17 protein-coding genes and 1 tRNA gene are annotated in these 18,362 nt (G+C 58.5%); 3 read left to right on the forward strand and 15 right to left on the reverse strand.

Features of this window, described 5'->3' with window-relative positions; translation table 11 throughout:
• Positions 1 to 20: 20 nt before the first annotated feature.
• The 8 genes from cimA to VNL17_13525 form a co-directional block, all read right to left on the reverse strand.
• On the reverse strand, positions 21 to 1,643 hold the full coding sequence (gene cimA / locus VNL17_13490; protein HXI85094.1) for a citramalate synthase: 1,623 nt from the start codon (positions 1,641 to 1,643) through the stop codon (positions 21 to 23).
• Between the two features lie 278 nt (positions 1,644 to 1,921).
• Positions 1,922 to 2,773, reverse strand: coding sequence for a hypothetical protein (locus VNL17_13495; protein HXI85095.1), 852 nt, complete (start codon positions 2,771 to 2,773; stop codon positions 1,922 to 1,924).
• 1,409 nt (positions 2,774 to 4,182) lie between these two features.
• Entirely contained in the window at positions 4,183 to 5,037 is an 855-nt protein-coding gene (locus VNL17_13500) for a phosphate/phosphite/phosphonate ABC transporter substrate-binding protein (protein ID HXI85096.1), read from the reverse strand.
• 112 nt (positions 5,038 to 5,149) lie between these two features.
• On the reverse strand, positions 5,150 to 5,818 hold the full coding sequence (locus VNL17_13505) for a hypothetical protein (GenBank protein HXI85097.1): 669 nt from the start codon (positions 5,816 to 5,818) through the stop codon (positions 5,150 to 5,152).
• 184 nt (positions 5,819 to 6,002) lie between these two features.
• A complete protein-coding gene (locus tag VNL17_13510) occupies positions 6,003 to 7,217 on the reverse strand; it encodes an aspartate kinase (protein HXI85098.1) in 1,215 nt (404 codons plus the stop codon).
• Between the two features lies 1 nt (position 7,218).
• On the reverse strand, positions 7,219 to 8,277 hold the full coding sequence (gene thrC, locus VNL17_13515) for a threonine synthase (GenBank protein HXI85099.1): 1,059 nt from the start codon (positions 8,275 to 8,277) through the stop codon (positions 7,219 to 7,221).
• A gap of 3 nt (positions 8,278 to 8,280) precedes the next feature.
• Positions 8,281 to 8,946, reverse strand: coding sequence for a hypothetical protein (locus VNL17_13520; protein HXI85100.1), 666 nt, complete (start codon positions 8,944 to 8,946; stop codon positions 8,281 to 8,283).
• Between the two features lie 24 nt (positions 8,947 to 8,970).
• A complete protein-coding gene (locus VNL17_13525; protein HXI85101.1) occupies positions 8,971 to 10,329 on the reverse strand; it encodes a homoserine dehydrogenase in 1,359 nt (452 codons plus the stop codon).
• A 100-nt stretch (positions 10,330 to 10,429) separates the two neighbouring features.
• On the opposite strand from VNL17_13525, the gene VNL17_13530 reads away from it, so the two are divergent.
• Positions 10,430 to 10,882 carry a hypothetical protein gene (locus VNL17_13530; GenBank protein ID HXI85102.1) on the forward strand — a complete coding sequence of 151 codons (453 nt, stop codon included), beginning with the start codon at positions 10,430 to 10,432 and terminating at the stop codon, positions 10,880 to 10,882.
• 24 nt (positions 10,883 to 10,906) lie between these two features.
• On the opposite strand, the gene VNL17_13535 is transcribed toward VNL17_13530, so the two are convergent.
• The 4 genes from VNL17_13535 to VNL17_13550 form a co-directional block, all read right to left on the reverse strand.
• Positions 10,907 to 11,443 (reverse strand): GNAT family N-acetyltransferase, encoded by a 537-nt coding sequence (locus VNL17_13535; protein ID HXI85103.1) that lies wholly within the window; start codon positions 11,441 to 11,443, stop codon positions 10,907 to 10,909.
• Between the two features lie 57 nt (positions 11,444 to 11,500).
• Positions 11,501 to 12,685 carry an aminotransferase class I/II-fold pyridoxal phosphate-dependent enzyme gene (locus tag VNL17_13540; GenBank protein HXI85104.1) on the reverse strand — a complete coding sequence of 395 codons (1,185 nt, stop codon included), beginning with the start codon at positions 12,683 to 12,685 and terminating at the stop codon, positions 11,501 to 11,503.
• A 549-nt stretch (positions 12,686 to 13,234) separates the two neighbouring features.
• On the reverse strand, positions 13,235 to 13,453 hold the full coding sequence (locus tag VNL17_13545; protein HXI85105.1) for a type II toxin-antitoxin system HicA family toxin: 219 nt from the start codon (positions 13,451 to 13,453) through the stop codon (positions 13,235 to 13,237).
• Positions 13,450 to 13,662: a type II toxin-antitoxin system HicB family antitoxin gene (locus VNL17_13550; protein HXI85106.1), complete on the reverse strand. Its 213-nt coding sequence runs from the start codon at positions 13,660 to 13,662 to the stop codon at positions 13,450 to 13,452. The genes VNL17_13545 and VNL17_13550 overlap by 4 nt, the downstream gene beginning before the upstream one ends.
• Before the next feature lie 514 nt (positions 13,663 to 14,176).
• On the opposite strand from VNL17_13550, the gene VNL17_13555 reads away from it, so the two are divergent.
• Positions 14,177 to 16,099 carry an ABC transporter ATP-binding protein gene (locus VNL17_13555; protein ID HXI85107.1) on the forward strand — a complete coding sequence of 641 codons (1,923 nt, stop codon included), beginning with the start codon at positions 14,177 to 14,179 and terminating at the stop codon, positions 16,097 to 16,099.
• 166 nt (positions 16,100 to 16,265) lie between these two features.
• Positions 16,266 to 17,366 carry a serine protease gene (locus tag VNL17_13560; protein ID HXI85108.1) on the forward strand — a complete coding sequence of 367 codons (1,101 nt, stop codon included), beginning with the start codon at positions 16,266 to 16,268 and terminating at the stop codon, positions 17,364 to 17,366.
• Positions 17,367 to 17,384: 18 nt separating this feature from the next.
• Here the strand turns inward: VNL17_13560 and VNL17_13565 are convergent, their stop codons facing one another.
• From VNL17_13565 to VNL17_13575, 3 genes are all read right to left on the reverse strand, one after another.
• A complete protein-coding gene (locus VNL17_13565) occupies positions 17,385 to 17,864 on the reverse strand; it encodes an Lrp/AsnC family transcriptional regulator (protein ID HXI85109.1) in 480 nt (159 codons plus the stop codon).
• Positions 17,865 to 18,039: 175 nt separating this feature from the next.
• Complete coding sequence (locus VNL17_13570) at positions 18,040 to 18,177, reverse strand: GIY-YIG nuclease family protein (protein HXI85110.1); 138 nt, start codon at positions 18,175 to 18,177, stop codon at positions 18,040 to 18,042.
• Positions 18,178 to 18,263: 86 nt separating this feature from the next.
• A tRNA-Pro gene (locus tag VNL17_13575) sits at positions 18,264 to 18,340 on the reverse strand.
• Positions 18,341 to 18,362: the final 22 nt, after the last annotated feature.

An 18,362-nucleotide genomic window follows, 5' to 3' on the forward strand; every position in this document is an offset into this window, starting at 1 on the left:
CGGGAGATCTTTCGCTTCGCTCACTTCCGCTTCTCGTCCTGAAAGAGTTTGTACTCGACAGAATCCACGAGGGCCTCCCAGCTGGCCTCAATGATGTTGGCGTCGACACCGACCGTGCCCCAGGTGTCGGTGCCATCGGTACTCTCGATGATGACACGCGTCTTGGCGGCGGTGCCGCTCGCTCCGTCGAGAATGCGCACTTTGTAGTCGATGAGCCGCACATTGGCGATCGCAGGATAGAAATTCAGGAGCGCCGCGCGCAGGGCCTTGTCCAGCGCGTTGACGGGACCGTCGCCGGCTTCCTTGGTATGCACATTCTGGCCGCCGACCTCGATATCCACCGTTGCTTCGATGCGGTTCTCATCGCTGCTCGACGACGAACTTGATGAAGACCCGAGGCCCAGAGGCGTCCCATGCCAGAGGCCAGCCGCTGTGACATAATAGGTAATCGGTTTGAAGAACGGCTTGTGCTTCTTCAACAGCTTTTGCACAAGGATATGAAAGCTGGCATCGGCCGCTTCGTACTCGTACCCCGCGTGCTCCAGTTGCTTGAGCTGCTGGAGAATGTCGCGCACTTCTGGCGTATCCTTGCTCAGGTCCATGCCCAGCTCGTGCGCCTTCATCAAGATATTGCTGCGGCCGCTCAACTCGCTTACCAGCACGCGGCGGTGATTGCCGACCGTCTCCGGCTCGATATGTTCGTAGCTGCGCGCGACTTTTTCAATGGCGTTGACGTGGATGCCGCCCTTGTGCGCGAACGCCGTCGCGCCGACGAACGGCTGGCGGATGTCGTGGCGGACGTTCGCGAGGTCATCGACGAACATCGACAGATCGCGCAGGCGGCCAACATTCTCCTTCGAGATGCAGTCGTAACCCATTTTCAAAACGAGACAGGGGATGACCGTGGTCATGTTGCAGTTGCCCGTGCGTTCGCCGTAACCATTGATGGTGCCTTGGACCTGCACGGCGCCGGCTTCGATGGCGGCCAAGGCGTTGGCGACGCCGACGCCGGAATCGTTGTGCGTATGGATGCCGACCGCGCACTTCATTTGTCCGATGACTTCGGCCGTGATGCGACCAACTTCACTCGGCATCGTGCCGCCGTTGGTGTCGCAGAGTACGACGATATCGACACCCGAGTCCTGGGCGGCCTGCAGCGTGGCCAGCGCATACCGCGGGTCGTCCTTGTAACCATCAAAAAAATGCTCGGCGTCATAGACGACTTCCTTGCCGTGCTCCTTGAAGAAGCGCACGGAATCGCCGATCATCGCCACGTTTTCCTCGGGCGTGGTGCGGATCACCTCGCGCACATGCAACGACCACGTCTTGCCCACAAGCGTGACGACGGGCGTATTGGCTTTGACCAGCATGTCGATCTGCGGATCGTCCTTGCACTTGGTGTTTGCGCGGCGGGTGCTGCCGAAAGCCGCGACTTTCGCCTGCTTGAATTTCCGTTTGGCCGCCTCGGCGAAGAAATCCATGTCCTTTGGGTTGGAGCCCGGCCAGCCGCCTTCAATATAGTTGATGCCAAAGGTGTCGAGGCGCTCGGCAATACGAATCTTGTCAGCGCTGGAAAAATTGATTCCTTCGCCCTGCGCCCCGTCACGGAGCGTCGTATCGTAGATGTAGATTTTCCTGCTCATTGGCAAGCAAAGAGACTAAAACCAACCGCCCCGCCCGTCAACTGCGCTGTTGGCGGCCTTCTTGTGCAGGCCATATTCGTATTCCGGATTTGTCGCCCTGAGCCTGTCGAAACCGCCCCGGGCCGTCCGTCGTTTGATGGCAAATCTCTGTCCTCTTTAAGACGTTTGTCGAGCGTCACTCAACCCGCCGGTTTTTAGAGGTCGAACGCCTAACCCATTCCAAAATCCGAACTTAGCAGGGGGGTTCGTTTCGTAATTTGCGTGTTTTCTGGGCAGAATCATTTCCTCAGGACCTCCATGGTCAATGGCGGTGGCACATTCTCCCCGGCGCGCCGACGCTGCAATCTCTCCAGTTGGTTCATCGCGCGATACATCTGCCGGTCCAGCGCGACCTCATACCGCAGGATCTTCTCCAGTACGGGCGCCGCCGGCAATATATTCGCCGCCTGCCGTGCCGATTCCTCTTTGTCCTCCCATTCGTGCCCCTGTTCTGTCAACTCTTCGTACTCGCCCAATTTCTGGTCGATGTACTGCAGCACGGCACGCTGATGGTTGTCCTTCTGTTCTTCAGGAGCCAACCCATCGACATTTGCCTGAAACCTCTCGCGGTATCCCAGAAGCTCGCGAGTCAGGGAATTCGGTTTATTGACGAATTGCTGCAGCAGCCGATCGTAAGTCGCCTGCGTCAATTCGCCCTCACGCTCCACGTTTTCGCGCACTGACTTCAATACCACCTTCAGGTAGTTCAACCCCTGTGTCGATTTCTCCATCTGCACTGCCGCGTCACTCAGTTGACTCAGGAATAGTCCCAGCGAAAGCGGTTCACGGTCCGCCCGCCGCCGCCGCCCGCCATCCACGCTAAGCGCGATCTCTCCCGTCTCCGCCACCAACACCCGTCGCAAGCGCCACTGCATCGTCACGATCCGCTCGACCAACATTTCCTCCACCGGCCCCTCCGGCGCCAGGCTCTCTAGGAACCGGGCACGCAACGCCCTGAACTCGTCCTCCCGCTCCTGGATCCGCAACCCCCGCACCACCACTTCCGTCGACAGGATCCCATGCCTCACCGCGTTCATCCGCGAAGCCGCCTTGCCTTCCTCAGTCCGCGGCCCCGGCCGCCTCCGCGCCATTTTCCGATTCCTCGACGCTCGCGTCCGCGCAAGCGGAGCAGGGGAGGTGACCAGGGTTTCCGGCGCTGAACAGGCGTCCCGCCTGTTGCCCGCGTCGGATGTTTCCTGCGTAGAACGGGCGTCCCGCCCGTTTGTCGTTGCCGCTGTTGTGGGAACTACATCATAGGGAATCATGGCTCTGTCCTTTCATGCGTGTCCGCCATAGCCCTTGGCGACGGCGGAGGGGTGGTGTGGTGGGGGAGCCGTCACATTGTGCGCCGGTCCCTGTTACATGTGTCGGCATGCATCTGTTATCGATAATCACGCAGTATAACATTATCGTATAACGATTACAAGTGGCGAAATACTGTCGCTATCCGATTGGTGTAGCCACGGCTCTGTAAGCCGTGCGGAACCGCGCCTCGCAGAGGCGCGGCTACACCGCGCGAGAATTCACCCCGAAAACGTTCCGAGTGCAAAACACCACCAGCGCGGTCATACTGCGAGCCAGAGAAGGGACGCGTTTGATTGGATCAGTGAACTGACCATGAATCTGATCCTGGAACAGCCCGTTCACGCTCCAAGTCGCGCCGACGCCGCGCGGTACCGCGCCGGGGGATGCGGGGCACTTGTGGCCCGGCGATCGACAGCCTGTTTATTCTGAGGACGGCATGAGAGACTTTGCAGGCATTTCGTTTTCTGATTGGATCACTATTGCGTCGATGGCATTGGTGGCTCTTTTTGTAATTGGAAACTGGTTTGCGAACCGTAAGACGATATCGCCCCCACATAAACGGGTTTTGTGCACATTATTAGGAGGGGTGGTGTTTGTAATAATTTGTTTTCTTATTTCGATGTATTGTGCCAGGCACTGACAGGTGAAGCCACAATAACAACCTGCGCCTTGCTGTAGGGGTACTACCTGGGAACTTGGAGCCGCGAAGAGAAAGCAATGAAGACAATCCTACGAGTCTTTCGGGGCGGTGGCCAGCTGGGCTGCCTTATCAAGCAGAAGATTCTATTGGACGGGGTACCCGTAGGGAAAGTCGGATGGATGACCGGTGTCGAATTTGAGGTCCCGGCGGGAGAGCATCTGGTCGAGTTAGATGGCGGACTTTGGAGCAACCTTGGCCTACGTGTGGTATGCGAATCCGGTACGACTACTTCGCTTGATTGCGGTGTCCATCCGATCTGGCGTTCACTACCATGCTTGTTGCTTGGCATTAAATACACTCATTTCCTTCGACCTGCCAAAGACGGGGTGGCAAATCCACAGGGCGATTCCTAAAGGAAAGGCATGAGAAAAAGGGTCAGTTCGCTTTTCGTTATCAGGGCCTAAGCGCTTAGCGAACGTCATCATTACCTGCCGCGCGTTCCATCGACAGCGTAAGACGTCTTCCTGTCTGATTCGTGCCCCTCGCGCTGAGTGCCTACATCCCCGCCGTCTTCGCCGTCCGCCGCACCACGTCGAATAGGCTGTCTTCGGCAATCACATGGCCAGTCAACTTCTTCTTGCTGTTGGCGATAACCCGACGGCCGGCTTCGGTCTTGTCCATGTCCACCAACGCCGTTTGGATCTTCTTCGCGAGGGCCTCATCCAGTCCAGTCCGGACCGCGATAGCGTCGTGCGGGATGGGGTCGGTGCTGGCCAGGGTCATCAGGTTTTCCGTCGGCACACCGTTGGCCTTGGCGACGGCAAGGGCGCCTTCGTAAATGGCTCCTGCATCCACCCGTCCTTCCAGAACGGCAGCGATCACTTTGTTGTGATCGCCCGCGAAAGTGGTTTCGCCGAAGTAACTTTTCGGGTCGAGCCCCTTTTCAATCAGCATGGCGCGCGGGTAAACATATCCCGACGCCGATTTGGGATCCACAAACGCAAACCGTTTTCCCTTCAGGTCGTCCACTGTCTTTGGCCCGCTATCTTTGCGGGCGACAATGATGCCGCGATAAGTAGCGGTGCCATCGATGATCGACTGCGCGATAATCCGGATCTTTCCGCCCCGGGTCGCATCTACGTAGGCGAAGGGGGAGAAGCTTCCGATGTCCACCGCCCCAGCTTCCATTTGCGTGCGAAGATCGCCATAGTCTTTGGCGACATAGAGGACGACCTTCTGACCGATGGCATCGGAAAGGTAGGCCGCGAGGGGATCGAACTCGGCTCTCATTTCCGCCTCGCCCAAGACGGGCGTGAACCCGAACTTCAGATCGCGTGCAATGGCGGGACAAGCCGCGAGTCCAACGCTGAGGAAGGTTAGAACGAGCAAAATACGAGAGCAGCGGCGCATTACCTGCCTCCTGGTGGAATGTTGATGGAAACGCATCGGAATGCCGCCAATCCTATTGGAAGGTCCAAAGGTCTGTCAACGACTGGCGAGTTGTGGCTACAACCATCGATGTCTAATGTGTCTGCTCGGGTGACGTGGCAGAGGCGGGTGTGTCTTCACAAGGGCCGACCAACTGTTCCGGCCAGACATCGGCGGGCTCGGCATCCATGAAAATGTCGGCGGCAGGCGTCGATGTAACAATCTGGAAGTTAGCGCGGGAGGGTGAACCGAGCGACAGCAGGCGCAGGGTTTTCAATTGCTGAGCGGCTGCCTTGACGTCCACTTTGCTGGTGACGGGTTGCCCGGCGGAAGCTTCGTCGGCTTTGCGCGCGCAATGATAAACCGTGGTGAAGTTCGCAACGCGGGTCTGGAGTTGTTCCAACCTCAAGTCGCGTTCTTTTTCGGCAAGAGCTTCAACCCACGCCCGCATTGTGCGAGCACTGGTGAGCGTGGTGCCGATGACCAGCGAGTCGGGTTCCTCGTTGAGATGGGCGGCCGCTTTCAGGCGCGACTCGTAATCGAGTTCGATCTGTCGGCTTTGGAACTGACGATACGCCTCGATCAGCAGTGAGAACGCCGAGTCCTGTGCCTGCAGTTCACAAACGGGGCCGCAATATTTTTGCACTCGCTGGGACGCCGATGCGGTGTCCGCACCGGATGGATTTGCCAGGGCCACCTGCGCCGCGATCGTCAATCCAACGATCACCCCCATTGCCGCAGCAATTTTCGTCAAACGCCTCACAAGTCATGCTCCCTTTCGGCCTTTGCCCGCCCAGCCACGCCACGGCCAGGACCATCCAGTTTGATGCGCTCGGAAGCAGAAATGTTCCGAAGAAAATTGAAGTTTTTGGCATCTTGCGGCGGGGCAGGAAACTCCGGGGGCGAGGTATCTCGCCGGACCGTGTCGTTCCCAGTTGCCTGCGCGACTACTTGCCCAACTCGAACGCGTCGTGAACGGCGCGAGCGGCTTTGTCGGCGTCCTTGAGGCCGATGATGACGGAGATCTTGATCTCGCTGGTGGAGATCATGTCGATGTTGACGCCGGTGGACGCGAGGGTCTCGAACATCTTGGCAGCCACGCCCGGGTGCGAACGCATGCCGATGCCGACAACGGAGAGCTTGGCGATTTCCGTTGTGGATGTGACTTCGCGCGCGCCAATTTCCTTGACGATGGGCTGTAGGGCTTTCGTGGCCTTGGCCGCTTCGTTGGAGGCGACGGTGAAGGAGATGTCGGTGAAACCCTTCTCGCTCACGTTTTGGACGATGACGTCGATGTTGATGTGGGCGTCGGCGATGGTCTTGAAGACTTTCGCGGCGATGCCGGGTTTGTCTGGCACGCCGGCGATGGTGACTTTGGCCTGGTTTTTGTCAACCGCGACGCCGCGGATGACCACATCTTCCATTTTTGCGGTTTCTTCTTTCACAATAGTCCCCGGGTTGTCGTTGAAACTGCTGCGCACTTCAAATATCACGCCAAACTTTTTGGCGAATTCCACGGAACGGGCCTGCATGACTTTTGAACCGAGCGCGGCCAGTTCCAGCATCTCGTCGTAGCTGATTTCCGCGAGCTTATGCGCGTTGGGCACGATGCGCGGATCGGAAGTATAGACGCCGTCCACATCGGTGTAAATCTGGCAGAGATCGGCCTTCACGGCGGCGGCAATGGCGATGGCGGTCAGGTCGCTGCCACCGCGTCCGAGCGTGGTGATCTGGCCGTCAGCCGTTTCGCCTTGAAAGCCGGCGATGGTCACGATGTTGCCGTTATCGAGAAATTCGTGGACGCGTTTCGGCGTGATGTTGGCGATCTTGGCCTTGGTATGGAGGCCGTCGGTGACGATGCCAGCCTGCGCGCCGGTTAAGGACACGGCTTTTGCGCCAAGCGAATGTAGCGCCATGGCGAGCAGTGCTATCGTTGTCTGTTCTCCCGTCGACAGCAACATGTCCATCTCGCGCTCGTTCGGCTCGGGATGGACTTCCTTGGCGAGTTTGATGAGGTTGTCGGTCACGCCGCTCATTGCCGAGACGACGGCGACGACCTTGTTGCCGGCTTGTTGCGTCGCCAACACGCGGCGTGCGACATTCTTGATTCGCTCGGGATTGCCGACCGATGTCCCGCCGTATTTTTGTACAATGAGAGCCATGTTAAATACTGATTATTTTCAAAACTTCGTCCGCGTTCGCATCACAGGTGATAGGCGAGGAAGCATTCGCCATGGCGGTATCGGGATCTTTCAGGCCGTGACCGGTCAGGGTGATCGCTAATACCGAGCCGCGCGGGAAGAGTCCTTTCGCCACGTGTTTGCGCAAGCCAGCGACGCCGGCGGCGGAGGCGGGTTCGACGAACACGCCTTCTTTCGCGGCGAGAAGTTTGTAGGCTTCGATGATCTCGGCATCGCTCACCATGTCAATCAAGCCGCCGGATTCGTCGCGGGCGGTTTCGGCGAGCTTCCAACTTGCCGGATTACCGATGCGGATCGCCGTGGCAATGGTCTCGGGGTTCTCAATCGCATGCCCGCGAACTATGGGCGCGGCGCCTTCGGCTTGAAAGCCGATCATTTTCGGCGCAGAAGAGATGATCTTGTGCGCCCGATATTCCTGATAACCCTTCCAGTAAGCCGTAATATTGCCGGCGTTGCCGACGGGCAGCAGATGAAAATCCGGGGCGCGACCGAGCGCATCGCAAATCTCGAAGGCAGCGGTTTTCTGTCCCTCAATGCGATCTGGATTGATCGAGTTGACGATTTGAATTTTGGACCGTTCCCCGATCTCGCGGACGATGCGCAAGGCATCGTCGAAATTTCCGCGCAACGCAACCACGGTCGCGCCTTCCATCATCGCCTGGGTCAACTTGCCCATGGCGATGGCGCCCTTGGGAAGTAGCACGACGCATTTGATGCCCGCGCGCGCGGCGTAGGCCGCAGCCGAGGCGGAGGTGTTGCCGGTGCTCGCGCAAATCACGGCCTTGGCGCCGCGTTCCACGGCAAGCGAAACCGCCATGGTCATGCCGCGGTCTTTGAACGACGCGGTCGGATTCAGGCCCTCATACTTGAGCCAAATCTCCAGCCCACCGCCGATGATCTTCTCGAGGTTATATGCGCGAATGAGCGGGGTATTGCCTTCGCACAGCGACACGACGGGCGTCTTGTCCGTAACGGGCAAATACTTGCGATATTGTTCGATGACTCCGCGCCACGCGCTCATGTTTTAGTCCCTATAGGCTGTTGGGCCAAAGTCGATGGATGCATCCACCGTGCCACCGGTGGCGACCTGAATTCGATAAAAGCGAATCTTGCCGTTACGGTCGCGCGCGGCTAGGCCGTTTGCGCGCACGCTTTTCGCGACCAGCAGGTACGGGCCGGCGGCCACGTTTATGAAAGAGAACCGTCCGTCCTCGTCCGCGACAGTATGGGGGAACTGGAACGGTTCCGTCAATTTTACGTCCCAACCAGGTTGGTTTTTCGGGATGGGTTCCGCAATGGTTCCGCCGGCCGCGCGAGCCAGATCGCGCACTTGTGAATCATTCAGAAGCCAGGCCTGCGCACCGACATCGGGCTTCCGCGGCTCCCAAACATTGTTGTACCAGGTGAGTCGGCCTTTGATCGACGGGGCCATGGGTGTCGCTGCCAGCACGACGGGAGCGAGTGGCTCGGGCCGCTCGACACGCACTTCGCCGCGTTCAATTCGCACGTCAGCTCCGAGCGCCTTGGAAATGGCGTCGATTGGAACATAAACCGTTCCATTGGACTCGATGACGTTCACGGGGATCGCGTGGCCATTCACCAAAACACGGATGGCAGGCTCGTCCGCCCGCGACAGCGTGGCGCTGGCTAGAAACGTGATGAGGATAATTGCTATTGAGTGCCTGGACATTGAAACATCCGGTTCGTTACGCTCTCACTTCGTGGTCGCGTCGAAGTTCTCGACGCGAATGACGACGGTCTTGTACTTGACGACGCTGAGTCCGTCAATTCTGGCCACCGCTTCCCGAACAGCCCGGTCCTTCGCGGTGTGCAACATCATGATCAAGGGAACGGTCCCGCTGCTGTCTGCCGCGTGCCCGGCTTTCGGCTCGGGAGCCTCGCGCTGGAGCACGGAAGCGATGCTGATGTCGGCTTCGCCGAGAATATGGGAAACCTTGGCGATTACGCCGGACCGATCCTCGACCGTCAACCGCAGGTAGTAGCGCGACTCGACATCATCGATGGTGCGCACGCGCGCATGGAGGCAATGCGACACAAACGCGGGCACCCGTTGTTTGCTGCCAAACTTGAGATTCAACGCGGCATCGGCCAAATCCGAGATGACGGCGCTCGCCGTCGCGTCCGCGCCCGCGCCGCGACCATAAAACATCGTGTCGCCGACCACGTCACCGTGGACGACGACCCCGTTGAAGACTCCGTTGACGCTGGAGAGGACATGGCTGTGCGGGATGAGCGTCGGATGCACGCGGACTTCCACGGCAGGCGAGTGGCTTTCCCCGGTGCTCTTGACGACCGCCAGCAGTTTGATGGTGTAACCAAGTTCGCGGGCAATCTGGATGTCGAGGCGCGAAACCTGGCGGATGCCTTCGACGTAGGTGTTCTCGAAGCCGGTCCAAAACCCGTGCGCAAGGGAGGCGAGGATCGTCGCCTTGTGCGCCGAATCCACACCGTCGATGTCGAGCGCCGGATTCGCCTCGGCGTAGCCGCGGGACTGGGCCTCCTCGAGGGCCTCCTCAAAATGCAAATCGTCCGCGGTCATGCGCGACAGGATGTAATTGCAGGTGCCGTTGACGATACCGTAGAGGATGGGGAATTGGTTGGCGACGAATCCTTCGCGGAGGGCCTTGATGATTGGGATGCCCCCGCAGACGCTGGCTTCGTAGAAAATGTTGGTCGAATTCTTTGCGGCGGCGCTGAAAAGCTCTTCACCATCGTGGGCGAGTAGCGCCTTGTTGGCGGTGACGACCACTTTGCCGCGATTGAGCGCGTCGAGAATCAGGGTCTTGGCGAAGCCGGTACCGCCAACGAGCTCGATGACGACATGGATGTCGGGATCCTGCAGCACCTTTTGCACATCGCCGGTGAGATGTTCCTTGGCGATAGGCAGGTCTTTCAGGCGGGACTCGTCCTTGTCGCAAACCCACTTGAGGTTAATGCGCATGCCGAGCCGCTCGGTGATGAGGTCGGCGTTGCGGGTGAGATGCTTCACCACGCCGCCGCCAACGACACCGGCGCCGACCAGACCGACATTGAGTTGTTTCGCGTCGCTCATGGGAGAATCAGGGCGCAAAGTGTAGCGACAGTGGGGCGGTTTGTCTAGACTCGATGCCGCGACTTGTGTACCAATAGCGACACAACCCACAGGAGGCAAGATGAAGAGATTCAGCATGTTGGCGGTAGCTGTGGCTTTAGCGGCGGTGATCGGCTGCGCCACGCAGGTGACGGTGACGCCCACACATCGCGAGAACATGGCGGCGCAGTCGAAGGTGTTGGCCATCGCAGCGCGCGACCTCGATCACATTGTGCGCCAGCATCTCGCCGAAGGCCCGGAAGAGGGAGCGGTGCAGGCCGTTGTTGATTTCCACGCGCAGGCGGAAAACTTCGCGGGTACGGTGAGTTCGGGGCGCTCGGACGAGAAGATCAATTCCGAGTACGAGCGCTTGATCGAGACGTATGTGAAGTTGAAACAGACATTCCCGAACCTGCACAGCGACAAGTTCACGCAAGAGGCGTATGCCCGCGTGCAGCACGAGTGGGAGCAGTTGGCACGCGCGTCCGGCTACTCGAACAGGGCGTATCAGAGGAAGATTGAAGAGGGCAGGTAGCGGCTGAGGCTTTTGCGCGGCCGGCTATCTGGCGACATCCATACGCCAATCCGCCGGCCATTTGTCGAATCGCCGTACAAAAATTATTTCCAAGCCATCTTCTTCATCCATTTGCGAACCGCATCGGGTGAAGCCGAGAGACCCGGCCATGGCCGTTGACGGCAAGTTCTCTGGAGAGATGGTAAGGACGAAGCAACGCTGATTGTGTTGCGTGTATGCCCAGTGCATCAACGCGATGCTTGCCTCCGTGGCGTACTTCTGCCGCCGCCAGGGTAGGTGGATCCCGTAGCCCAGTTCGACGCCATCGGGCGCGACCTCGGCGAGGTGTTCCATGGGTGGGGGTGCGTGGAACCCGATGTTCCCAACCATAGTTCCGGACGTTCGATCGACCATGGCCCGAAGAAGCCACGGCTGAACGTTGGGATCGGCGCGCAACTGGAGTAGTCGTCTCGCCGCTGGGATTCGCTCAAACGACAGGTCCGACGGAATATGGCACCCGAGCAGGCGGGCGGCGGTGATCCGGTCATTCGCAAGCAATGCCTCCAACACCGGCACACCCATCGACACAAGCGAGAGGCGGGAAGATTCGATATGCGGTTCCAGGAACCCAGCCTCCGTCTATTTTTTAAGGCTGCGGACGAACTTGCCGATGCCGTCGATGGCTTTTTCGAGTTCGGTCATGGCGCCGCAATAACTGGCGCGCACGTGGCCTTCGCCGCTGGGACCGAAGGCGTCGCCGGGGACGACCGCGACGCGTTGCTGCTCGAGCAACTGCACGGCGAACTCGCGCGAGGTCAGCCCGGTTTCACGAATCGACGGGAACGAGTAGAAGGCCCCGTTCGGCATGTGGCAGGGCAGGCCGATCTCGTTGAAAGACTTTACGATGAAATTGCGGCGGAGCCGGTACTGCTCGCGCATGACAGCGATGTCGTCCAGCCCATGTTCCAGCGCCTCGATGGCGGCTTCCTGGCTGAGGATCGGGGCGCAGAGCATCGAGTATTGGTGGACCCGCAACATGGCTTCGGTGAGCGCGACGGGAGCGCAGACGTAGCCGATGCGGAACCCGGTCATCGCGAACGCCTTCGAGAATCCGTGGAGGAAAATCGTACGCTCCTTCATGCCCGGCAGCGCGGCAACGGTGCTGTGCTTGCCGGAGTAGGTGAGTTCGCTGTAGATCTCGTCGGTCAATACCAATAGATCGTTATCGATGCACACCCGCGCGATTTTCTCGACCTCTTCAGCGGACAGTGTAGCACCCGTCGGGTTGGTCGGGAAATTCAGCATGATCGCTTTGGTTCGCGGTGTGATGGAGGCCGCAACGTCTTCAGCAGTCAGTGAAAATTTATTTTCGGCGCGGGTGCGGATTGCCTTGCCGACGCCGTGCACCAACTGCACGCTCGGGTGATACGAGACGTAGCAGGGTTCGTGATAGAGAACTTCGTCGCCGGGATTGATAATGGCCCGCAACGCAATGTCCAGACCCTCGCTGACGCCGACCGTGACGAGGATTTCCGAATTCGGGTCGTACTCGATGTGGAAGACGTCCTTCAAATACGTGCTGATCGCCTTGCGAAGTTTGATCAAGCCGAAATTGGAAGTGTAACTGGTGCGCCCGCGTTCGAGCGCGAAGATGGCCGCTTCGCGAATGTGCCACGGCGTGACGAACCCCGGCTCGCCAATGCCGAGCGACACGACATTGTCCATCGACTGGACGATGTCGAAGAAATCGCGAATCCCCGAGCGCGGGATACTCCGCACATGCTCGGCAACAAAATCGCGCTTCGTTTGACGTTCGAGGGGCATGAACTTGTATTTTACGTGCGTGGGAACGGAAATGCAAGCGACGCAGGGAGGGGGTGGTGTCCTAATTTGAATTAGGCGCGGATTTTACCAGCAAGGCGATACACTATCAGCGCGATCACTAATTGAATGATTATCGGAATAGGGGGTAGCTTGCCCGCCATGTCCTTACCCGCTTCTGGATGAAAGATCAGAAAGGTTCCCACGATGAGAAAAATGAGAGAAGCTATGATATAAAAACCAGCTAGTTTTCGGATAAACCGCTTAACAATAAGCCGATGTGCGAATATTCGTAGTTTCAAGCTTGTAAGTGTCATCACTTCTGAGCCTTGCTCGCAATAGTAGCCCGCACCGCCGTCTGCGGTGATTCGACAGGGGGAAGCTCCAAGACGGTGTTATAGCGCGTTATGTTGCCATCCTTATCCAAAACGACGTCCAAACTCACGCGGAAGTTTTCTCGCCTTTTGCTGCGAAAAGCAATGCTTTACGAACCACATGTGATTCTGCCTGCTGAGCTTGATTCACACGCGGATTGCTAGTGACGTGAGTGCGTTAGAGAAGCGCCATGAACTGTTCCTTGGTCAGGCCGGCATCGCGGATCAAAGCGCGGAGCGTGCCTTTGGCGAGTTCACGATGGTTGGGGACTGTCAACCGACGACCGGACGCATGGCGAAGGATGATGTGACTGCCGGTTTGATGATCCACCTCGTAGCCGATCTTGCGAAAGGCGCGCACGGCGTCCGCGCCCGAACAGACTGGCAGGCGGCTCATACTGAGACTTCGACAATCTCTTCTGTGATTCCACCGGGGATCGGCTCGCCATGCTTCTCCAGACTCTGGAGATAGCCTTGGATGGCGTCCCGAATATTGGCCATGGCTTCTTCACGGGTTTTGCCTTCGGAAACGCAACCCGGCAGCGCCGGGCATTCCGCCACAAATACCCCATCCTCGTCTGGCTCGATGATAACTCGGAATCTCATGACCGCATACTATAAGCGTGACGGAGCCCAATCGCAACCATGAAGCTCGCGCCCCAGCCGCCCAATTACGATAACGACAGACGGCCCGGGGCGGTCTCGGCAAGCTTCCGCCGTCGCACATCGTGCTTCCTCCTTCGCTAAAGCTACAGCGGACAAGGTGCACCAACTCCTTTGACCCTTCCGAGGAGAAGAACAAGTGCCACGAAGAGAAAACTATTGACGAGCGGCGCTTGAACCGCTACAAAGCTCGAGGAGAGTACTTGATGCGAATTATGAAACCACAACTGATGAGCCCGTTCGCGGGGACTACCATGTCCTCGGTGCGCGGTAGTGGTCTGGTTTCTTCCTGCGTCTCCCCAGCCCACTTTGTCATCGCGAATGAAGGAGGGTTTGGAAGCGGGTAGGTGTCACGTCCATAGTTTTCGCCAACCCTGCTTCCGAAAAGGAAGGCAGGGTTTTTTGTTGTCGTGTTCGGGAGAGGTAGCGCAGTGAGGTTGGTCAACGTAAGGAATTTATGGAAGAACCAGAGCGTAAGGCAGCAGCATCAGTAGGGGAATACCTGGAGAGCGCCCGGGAGGCGGGCGGCATTTTCCGCTGGATTTGGCGGGAAGTGACCACGGCGCAGAGCCGGCGGAAGCTGTACCGGATGTTTGGCGGCCTGTTGGTCGTCATCATCCTGCAGACAGTTCAACCCGGAGCGGTGGCCCTCATTTTCAACGGGCTCACGAGCCGGAACGGCACATTGATTTGCTGGGGACTCGGGATATTCCTGGGGTGTCTCCTCGTGCAGAAGCTCGCCGATCGCTACCAGGAATCGGCCCGCGAGTGGGTCCTCGGACTTCACTGGGGCCGTCTGGATGATCGGATTACGGAACTCTTCTTTGAGAAGTCCGTGGGCCAGCATATCCATGAGGGCACGACGCTTGCGGTGAGCAATATCGATAAAGGCCGCTGGCGGCTGCTGGAGATGCAGGGGATGCTCCTCTTTGAGGGGATACCGTCGATCATGCAGCTTCTCGTGGCGTATGTCTTCCTCTGGTTCCTCAGTTGGATCGCGGGAGTGGTGATGGGAATCGTGATTTTCACGTACCTCTGCTGGTCGATCTATCTGAACTTTCGCGTGAACCAGGTTTGCACGCCGATCGACAAAGAGTTTCGCGCGTTGAACCGGCGGCGAGTGGAACGCTGGGAACGGGTGGAGCGCGTCAAGATTTCCGGCAAAGAAGATGAGGAAACCCGGGAGATGTCCGGGATTTTCGATGGCGTGATCACGCGCGACCGGAGGTTCTGGTTGTGGTTCATCAAACAGGCGCATATTCGCGGGATGGTCAACGCGACCGGCCTGATCGTGATCATGGGGTGGGGGGCCTGGCTGGTCTGGAACCACAAATGGCAACTCGGCCTGCTCTATCCGCTCTATGCGTGGTCGGCGAGGGTCAGCGAGAACATCTGGCGGATTGGCGCGATCGAGCACCAGATCAACTGGAACCTGCCCTCGGTCAAATCCATGATCGAAGCGCTGCGGATTCCGCCAGCCATTACCGATTCGATGGAGGCGGTGACGCTGGACCATACCGTGCCGCACAAGATTGAATTCGCGGGCGTCTCCCATACATATCCGGCGGAGGTGAAGAAAACAGCGGAAGCGCCGGCCGCGTTGATCCGGGTCAACTTCACGATTGAACCCGGGGAAAAGGTGGCGCTGCTTGGCGCGAGCGGCGCGGGCAAGACGACCGTCATGAGAAAACTGTTGCGATTCGACGACCCGACATCCGGCTGCGTTCTGGTTGGCGGCATCGATCTGCGGACCATTCGCCAGGCATCTTGGCGGAAGGGCATCGGTTACATCCCGCAACAATCGCAGGTGTTTGACGGTTCCATCCGGTACAACCTGACCTATCGGCTCAGCACAGAGGAACGCGCCCGGATCACCGACGCCGAGTTGTGGAAACTGATGCAGCTTCTGCAGATCGACTTCAAGGACCGGCTCACGCAGGGACTCGATACGATTGTCGGCAAGAACGGTATAAAGCTGTCCGGTGGCCAAGCCCAGCGCCTGATGATTGGCGCGGCGGTGATCCGTCGCCCGTGGCTGCTCGTGGTTGATGAGGCGACATCCAGCCTCGACTCGGTGACCGAGCATGAGGTGCAGGCAGGGCTGGCGACAGTGCTTTCCGGTTCGGCGACCAGCGCGCTCATCGTCGCGCATCGCCTGAGCACAGTGCGGCACCTCTGCACCAAGTTTGTGGTCTTGAAAGCCGCCAACGAGGTCCAGAATGATGAATCACAAGTCGAGGCCATCGCCAGTTCCTTCGAGGACCTGTACCGCGAATCCGCGACGTTCCGTCGTCTGGCGGATTACCAGGGAGTGGCCGTGGAAACCCCGCGCGCCCGTCGTGCGACGGGGGCGACGGCGGAGCCGTCGGTTGCGGTTTGAAGCCTGCGGTAGTTTGGTGTGCACACCTGATACAGATCGCGGATATTGATCCGTTTCGCAACGGTTCTTCTCATTGACGAAGGATACTGGGGAGGGAGGAATTCTCATTGAACCGGCAGTTACGGCTGAGTAGACTCTTCCTGTGAGGCACCCCGAGGAGATCGAGATGAACCGTTGCCAACCATTGCGGCGATTTCTGGCAGCGATCCTTGGTGGTATCACGGTGCTGGTGTCCGGTTGTGCCACCCCGCAAGCCACGTTGACCGCCAACTACTCGCCCGAGAAACATTATCGGAAGATCTACATGGTGAGGATGGATAACGATCCTCGCGAGGTGCAGCCGAAGGTCGTGGCGCGCCTGCAGGGTATGGGCTTTGAGGTGGAGCTGATGGATCCCGATAAGCCGGGACGGGAGAGCCAAGGCAGCGGGTTCGTCATTAGCGACCAAGGGCACGTGCTGACGTGCGCGCACGTTGTTGGTGACGAGAAAACCGCGACGATCTGGCTGGCGGGGGAGCGGATGTACGCGGACGTCGTGCAGGCGGATACGAACACGGACATTGCGCTGCTGAAGTTGGAAACACCCGTTACGAATCAAGTGCTGCGTTTGGTCATCGATTCCACGGCGCCTCCCACCATGGGGCAGGAGGTGTATACGATTGGGTTTCCGCTCAGCGAGATCCTGGGGACTTCGCCGCGGCTCGCGAAGGGCCTGGTCAGTTCCAATGTGGGAATGCATGACGACCCGAAGCAGATCCAGGTTTCGGTTGAAGTGCAGGCGGGCAACAGCGGCAGCCCGTTGCTCAACGAGAACGGCGACGTCGTCGGCATGATTAACTCGACACTGAGTCCCATGAACGTGATGGCGGTGACCCACGGCACCTTGCCACAAAACGTCAATTTTGCGATCAAGCCGGATGCCTTGAGCGACTTTGTGAAACAGGCGGGGATATCCGGGGATCGTGGGAACGCTGAAAAGACAAAACTTTCATTTGATCGCGTCAAGGATTCCGTGGTGCTCGTGCGTTCCGGCAGGATTTTGCCGGGTGAGGAGTTGTCGGATGAATTGTGGTGCCGTATCAACTATCATTATTTTTGGGACATGTACTGGCGCTTCCAAATTTTCTATTTGGAATTCTTCGACGCCAAGACCGGCAAGCTGATCCTCAAGGCGGGACAGTATGGCGACAGCCTCGGTACGGAGGACGCCACAATCAAAAGAACGTTCAAGCGCATCCGCGAGAAGTTCAACCCCAATCCGTCGTAGGTCCGGTCTGCTGCACTGTTAGGGGCTGATCTTGAGGCGCTCGAATTCTTCGGCGCCTTCCATCATCACCGCCTGCTCTTTGTAGGTCTTGAGCATGAAGTGGGTGCCGGTGCTCGTGACGCCGGCGAGGGTGGCGAGCTTTTCGGCGACGAACTGGGCGACTTCGCGGAGATTGCGGCCTTCGACGAAAATGAGGAGGTCGTAGCCGCCGGACATCAGGAAGAGGGAAGTGACTTCGTCGAACTTGGCGATGCGTTTGGCAATGCGGTCGAAGCCGCCTTCGCGTTCGGGCTGGATCTTGACCTCGATGACGGCTTTGACGAGGTCGGTGTCAACCTTGTCGTCGTTGATAACAGCCTTGTAGCCGAGGATGACCTTGTCGTCCTCGTACTGTTTGATGCGGCGCTGCACTTCGTCGGCGGGAAGGTTGAGCATCTTGGACAGGTCGGCTGGCGTTCGCAACGCGTGTTCTTCGAGGAGTTTTAGCAGTGGATCCATGGCGCAACACATCCTATCGCAGTGGGGAATTTGCCGCAAGCTTATCAGTTCAGTCGGAAGTCGAGTTGTTCGGCCAGAGATGTCGCTTCGCGAAGGCGTGTCCCGAGCCACTCTTCAGATAGCGCTCAAGTTCGGCGGCGCGGCGGCGGTCGGCAAGGGCCACGTAGCCGACGAGTTACCAAGGCCGGTATTTCGAAGTGTTATTGGTCCCGCCTTCGTTATGATTCTTGAGCCGCGCTTTGAGATCGTCGGTGATGCCGATGTAGGTTCTCGATGAATTCTTTAGGCTGCGGAGGAGGTAGACGTAGTGCATGTCAAAGCAATGAGCAGAGGTAATTGCCCTTCTTCGCCAGAGGCTACGAAGGGCATTTTTCGCTCGCGCAGAGCGCGAGCGAAAAATGGTCGGGACGGCGAGATTCGAACTCGCGACCCCTTGCACCCCATGCAAGTGCGCTACCAGGCTGCGCTACGTCCCGACGCAAAAATCAACGAGGTGAA

This window comes from Verrucomicrobiia bacterium (genome assembly GCA_035577545.1).
Classification (GTDB): domain Bacteria; phylum Verrucomicrobiota; class Verrucomicrobiia; order Palsa-1439; family Palsa-1439; genus Palsa-1439.

Excerpts from the sequence above, each read along its gene's own strand:
- VNL17_13520 (HXI85100.1), bottom strand. The coding sequence starts at position 8,946 with ATGTCCAGGCACTCAATAGCAATTATCCTCATCACGTTTCTAGCCAGC.
- VNL17_13545 (HXI85105.1), bottom strand. The coding sequence starts at position 13,453 with ATGAGCCGCCTGCCAGTCTGTTCGGGCGCGGACGCCGTGCGCGCCTTT.
- VNL17_13495 (HXI85095.1), bottom strand. The coding sequence starts at position 2,773 with ATGGCGCGGAGGCGGCCGGGGCCGCGGACTGAGGAAGGCAAGGCGGCT.
- VNL17_13525 (HXI85101.1), bottom strand. The coding sequence starts at position 10,329 with ATGAGCGACGCGAAACAACTCAATGTCGGTCTGGTCGGCGCCGGTGTC.
- VNL17_13565 (HXI85109.1), bottom strand. The coding sequence starts at position 17,864 with ATGGATCCACTGCTAAAACTCCTCGAAGAACACGCGTTGCGAACGCCA.
- VNL17_13550 (HXI85106.1), bottom strand. The coding sequence starts at position 13,662 with ATGAGATTCCGAGTTATCATCGAGCCAGACGAGGATGGGGTATTTGTG.
- VNL17_13535 (HXI85103.1), bottom strand. The coding sequence starts at position 11,443 with ATGGGTGTGCCGGTGTTGGAGGCATTGCTTGCGAATGACCGGATCACC.
- VNL17_13560 (HXI85108.1), top strand. The coding sequence starts at position 16,266 with ATGAACCGTTGCCAACCATTGCGGCGATTTCTGGCAGCGATCCTTGGT.
- VNL17_13530 (HXI85102.1), top strand. The coding sequence starts at position 10,430 with ATGAAGAGATTCAGCATGTTGGCGGTAGCTGTGGCTTTAGCGGCGGTG.
- VNL17_13555 (HXI85107.1), top strand. The coding sequence starts at position 14,177 with ATGGAAGAACCAGAGCGTAAGGCAGCAGCATCAGTAGGGGAATACCTG.
- VNL17_13510 (HXI85098.1), bottom strand. The coding sequence starts at position 7,217 with ATGGCTCTCATTGTACAAAAATACGGCGGGACATCGGTCGGCAATCCC.
- cimA (HXI85094.1), bottom strand. The coding sequence starts at position 1,643 with ATGAGCAGGAAAATCTACATCTACGATACGACGCTCCGTGACGGGGCG.
- thrC (HXI85099.1), bottom strand. The coding sequence starts at position 8,277 with ATGAGCGCGTGGCGCGGAGTCATCGAACAATATCGCAAGTATTTGCCC.
- VNL17_13500 (HXI85096.1), bottom strand. The coding sequence starts at position 5,037 with ATGCGCCGCTGCTCTCGTATTTTGCTCGTTCTAACCTTCCTCAGCGTT.
- VNL17_13570 (HXI85110.1), bottom strand. The coding sequence starts at position 18,177 with ATGCACTACGTCTACCTCCTCCGCAGCCTAAAGAATTCATCGAGAACC.
- VNL17_13540 (HXI85104.1), bottom strand. The coding sequence starts at position 12,685 with ATGCCCCTCGAACGTCAAACGAAGCGCGATTTTGTTGCCGAGCATGTG.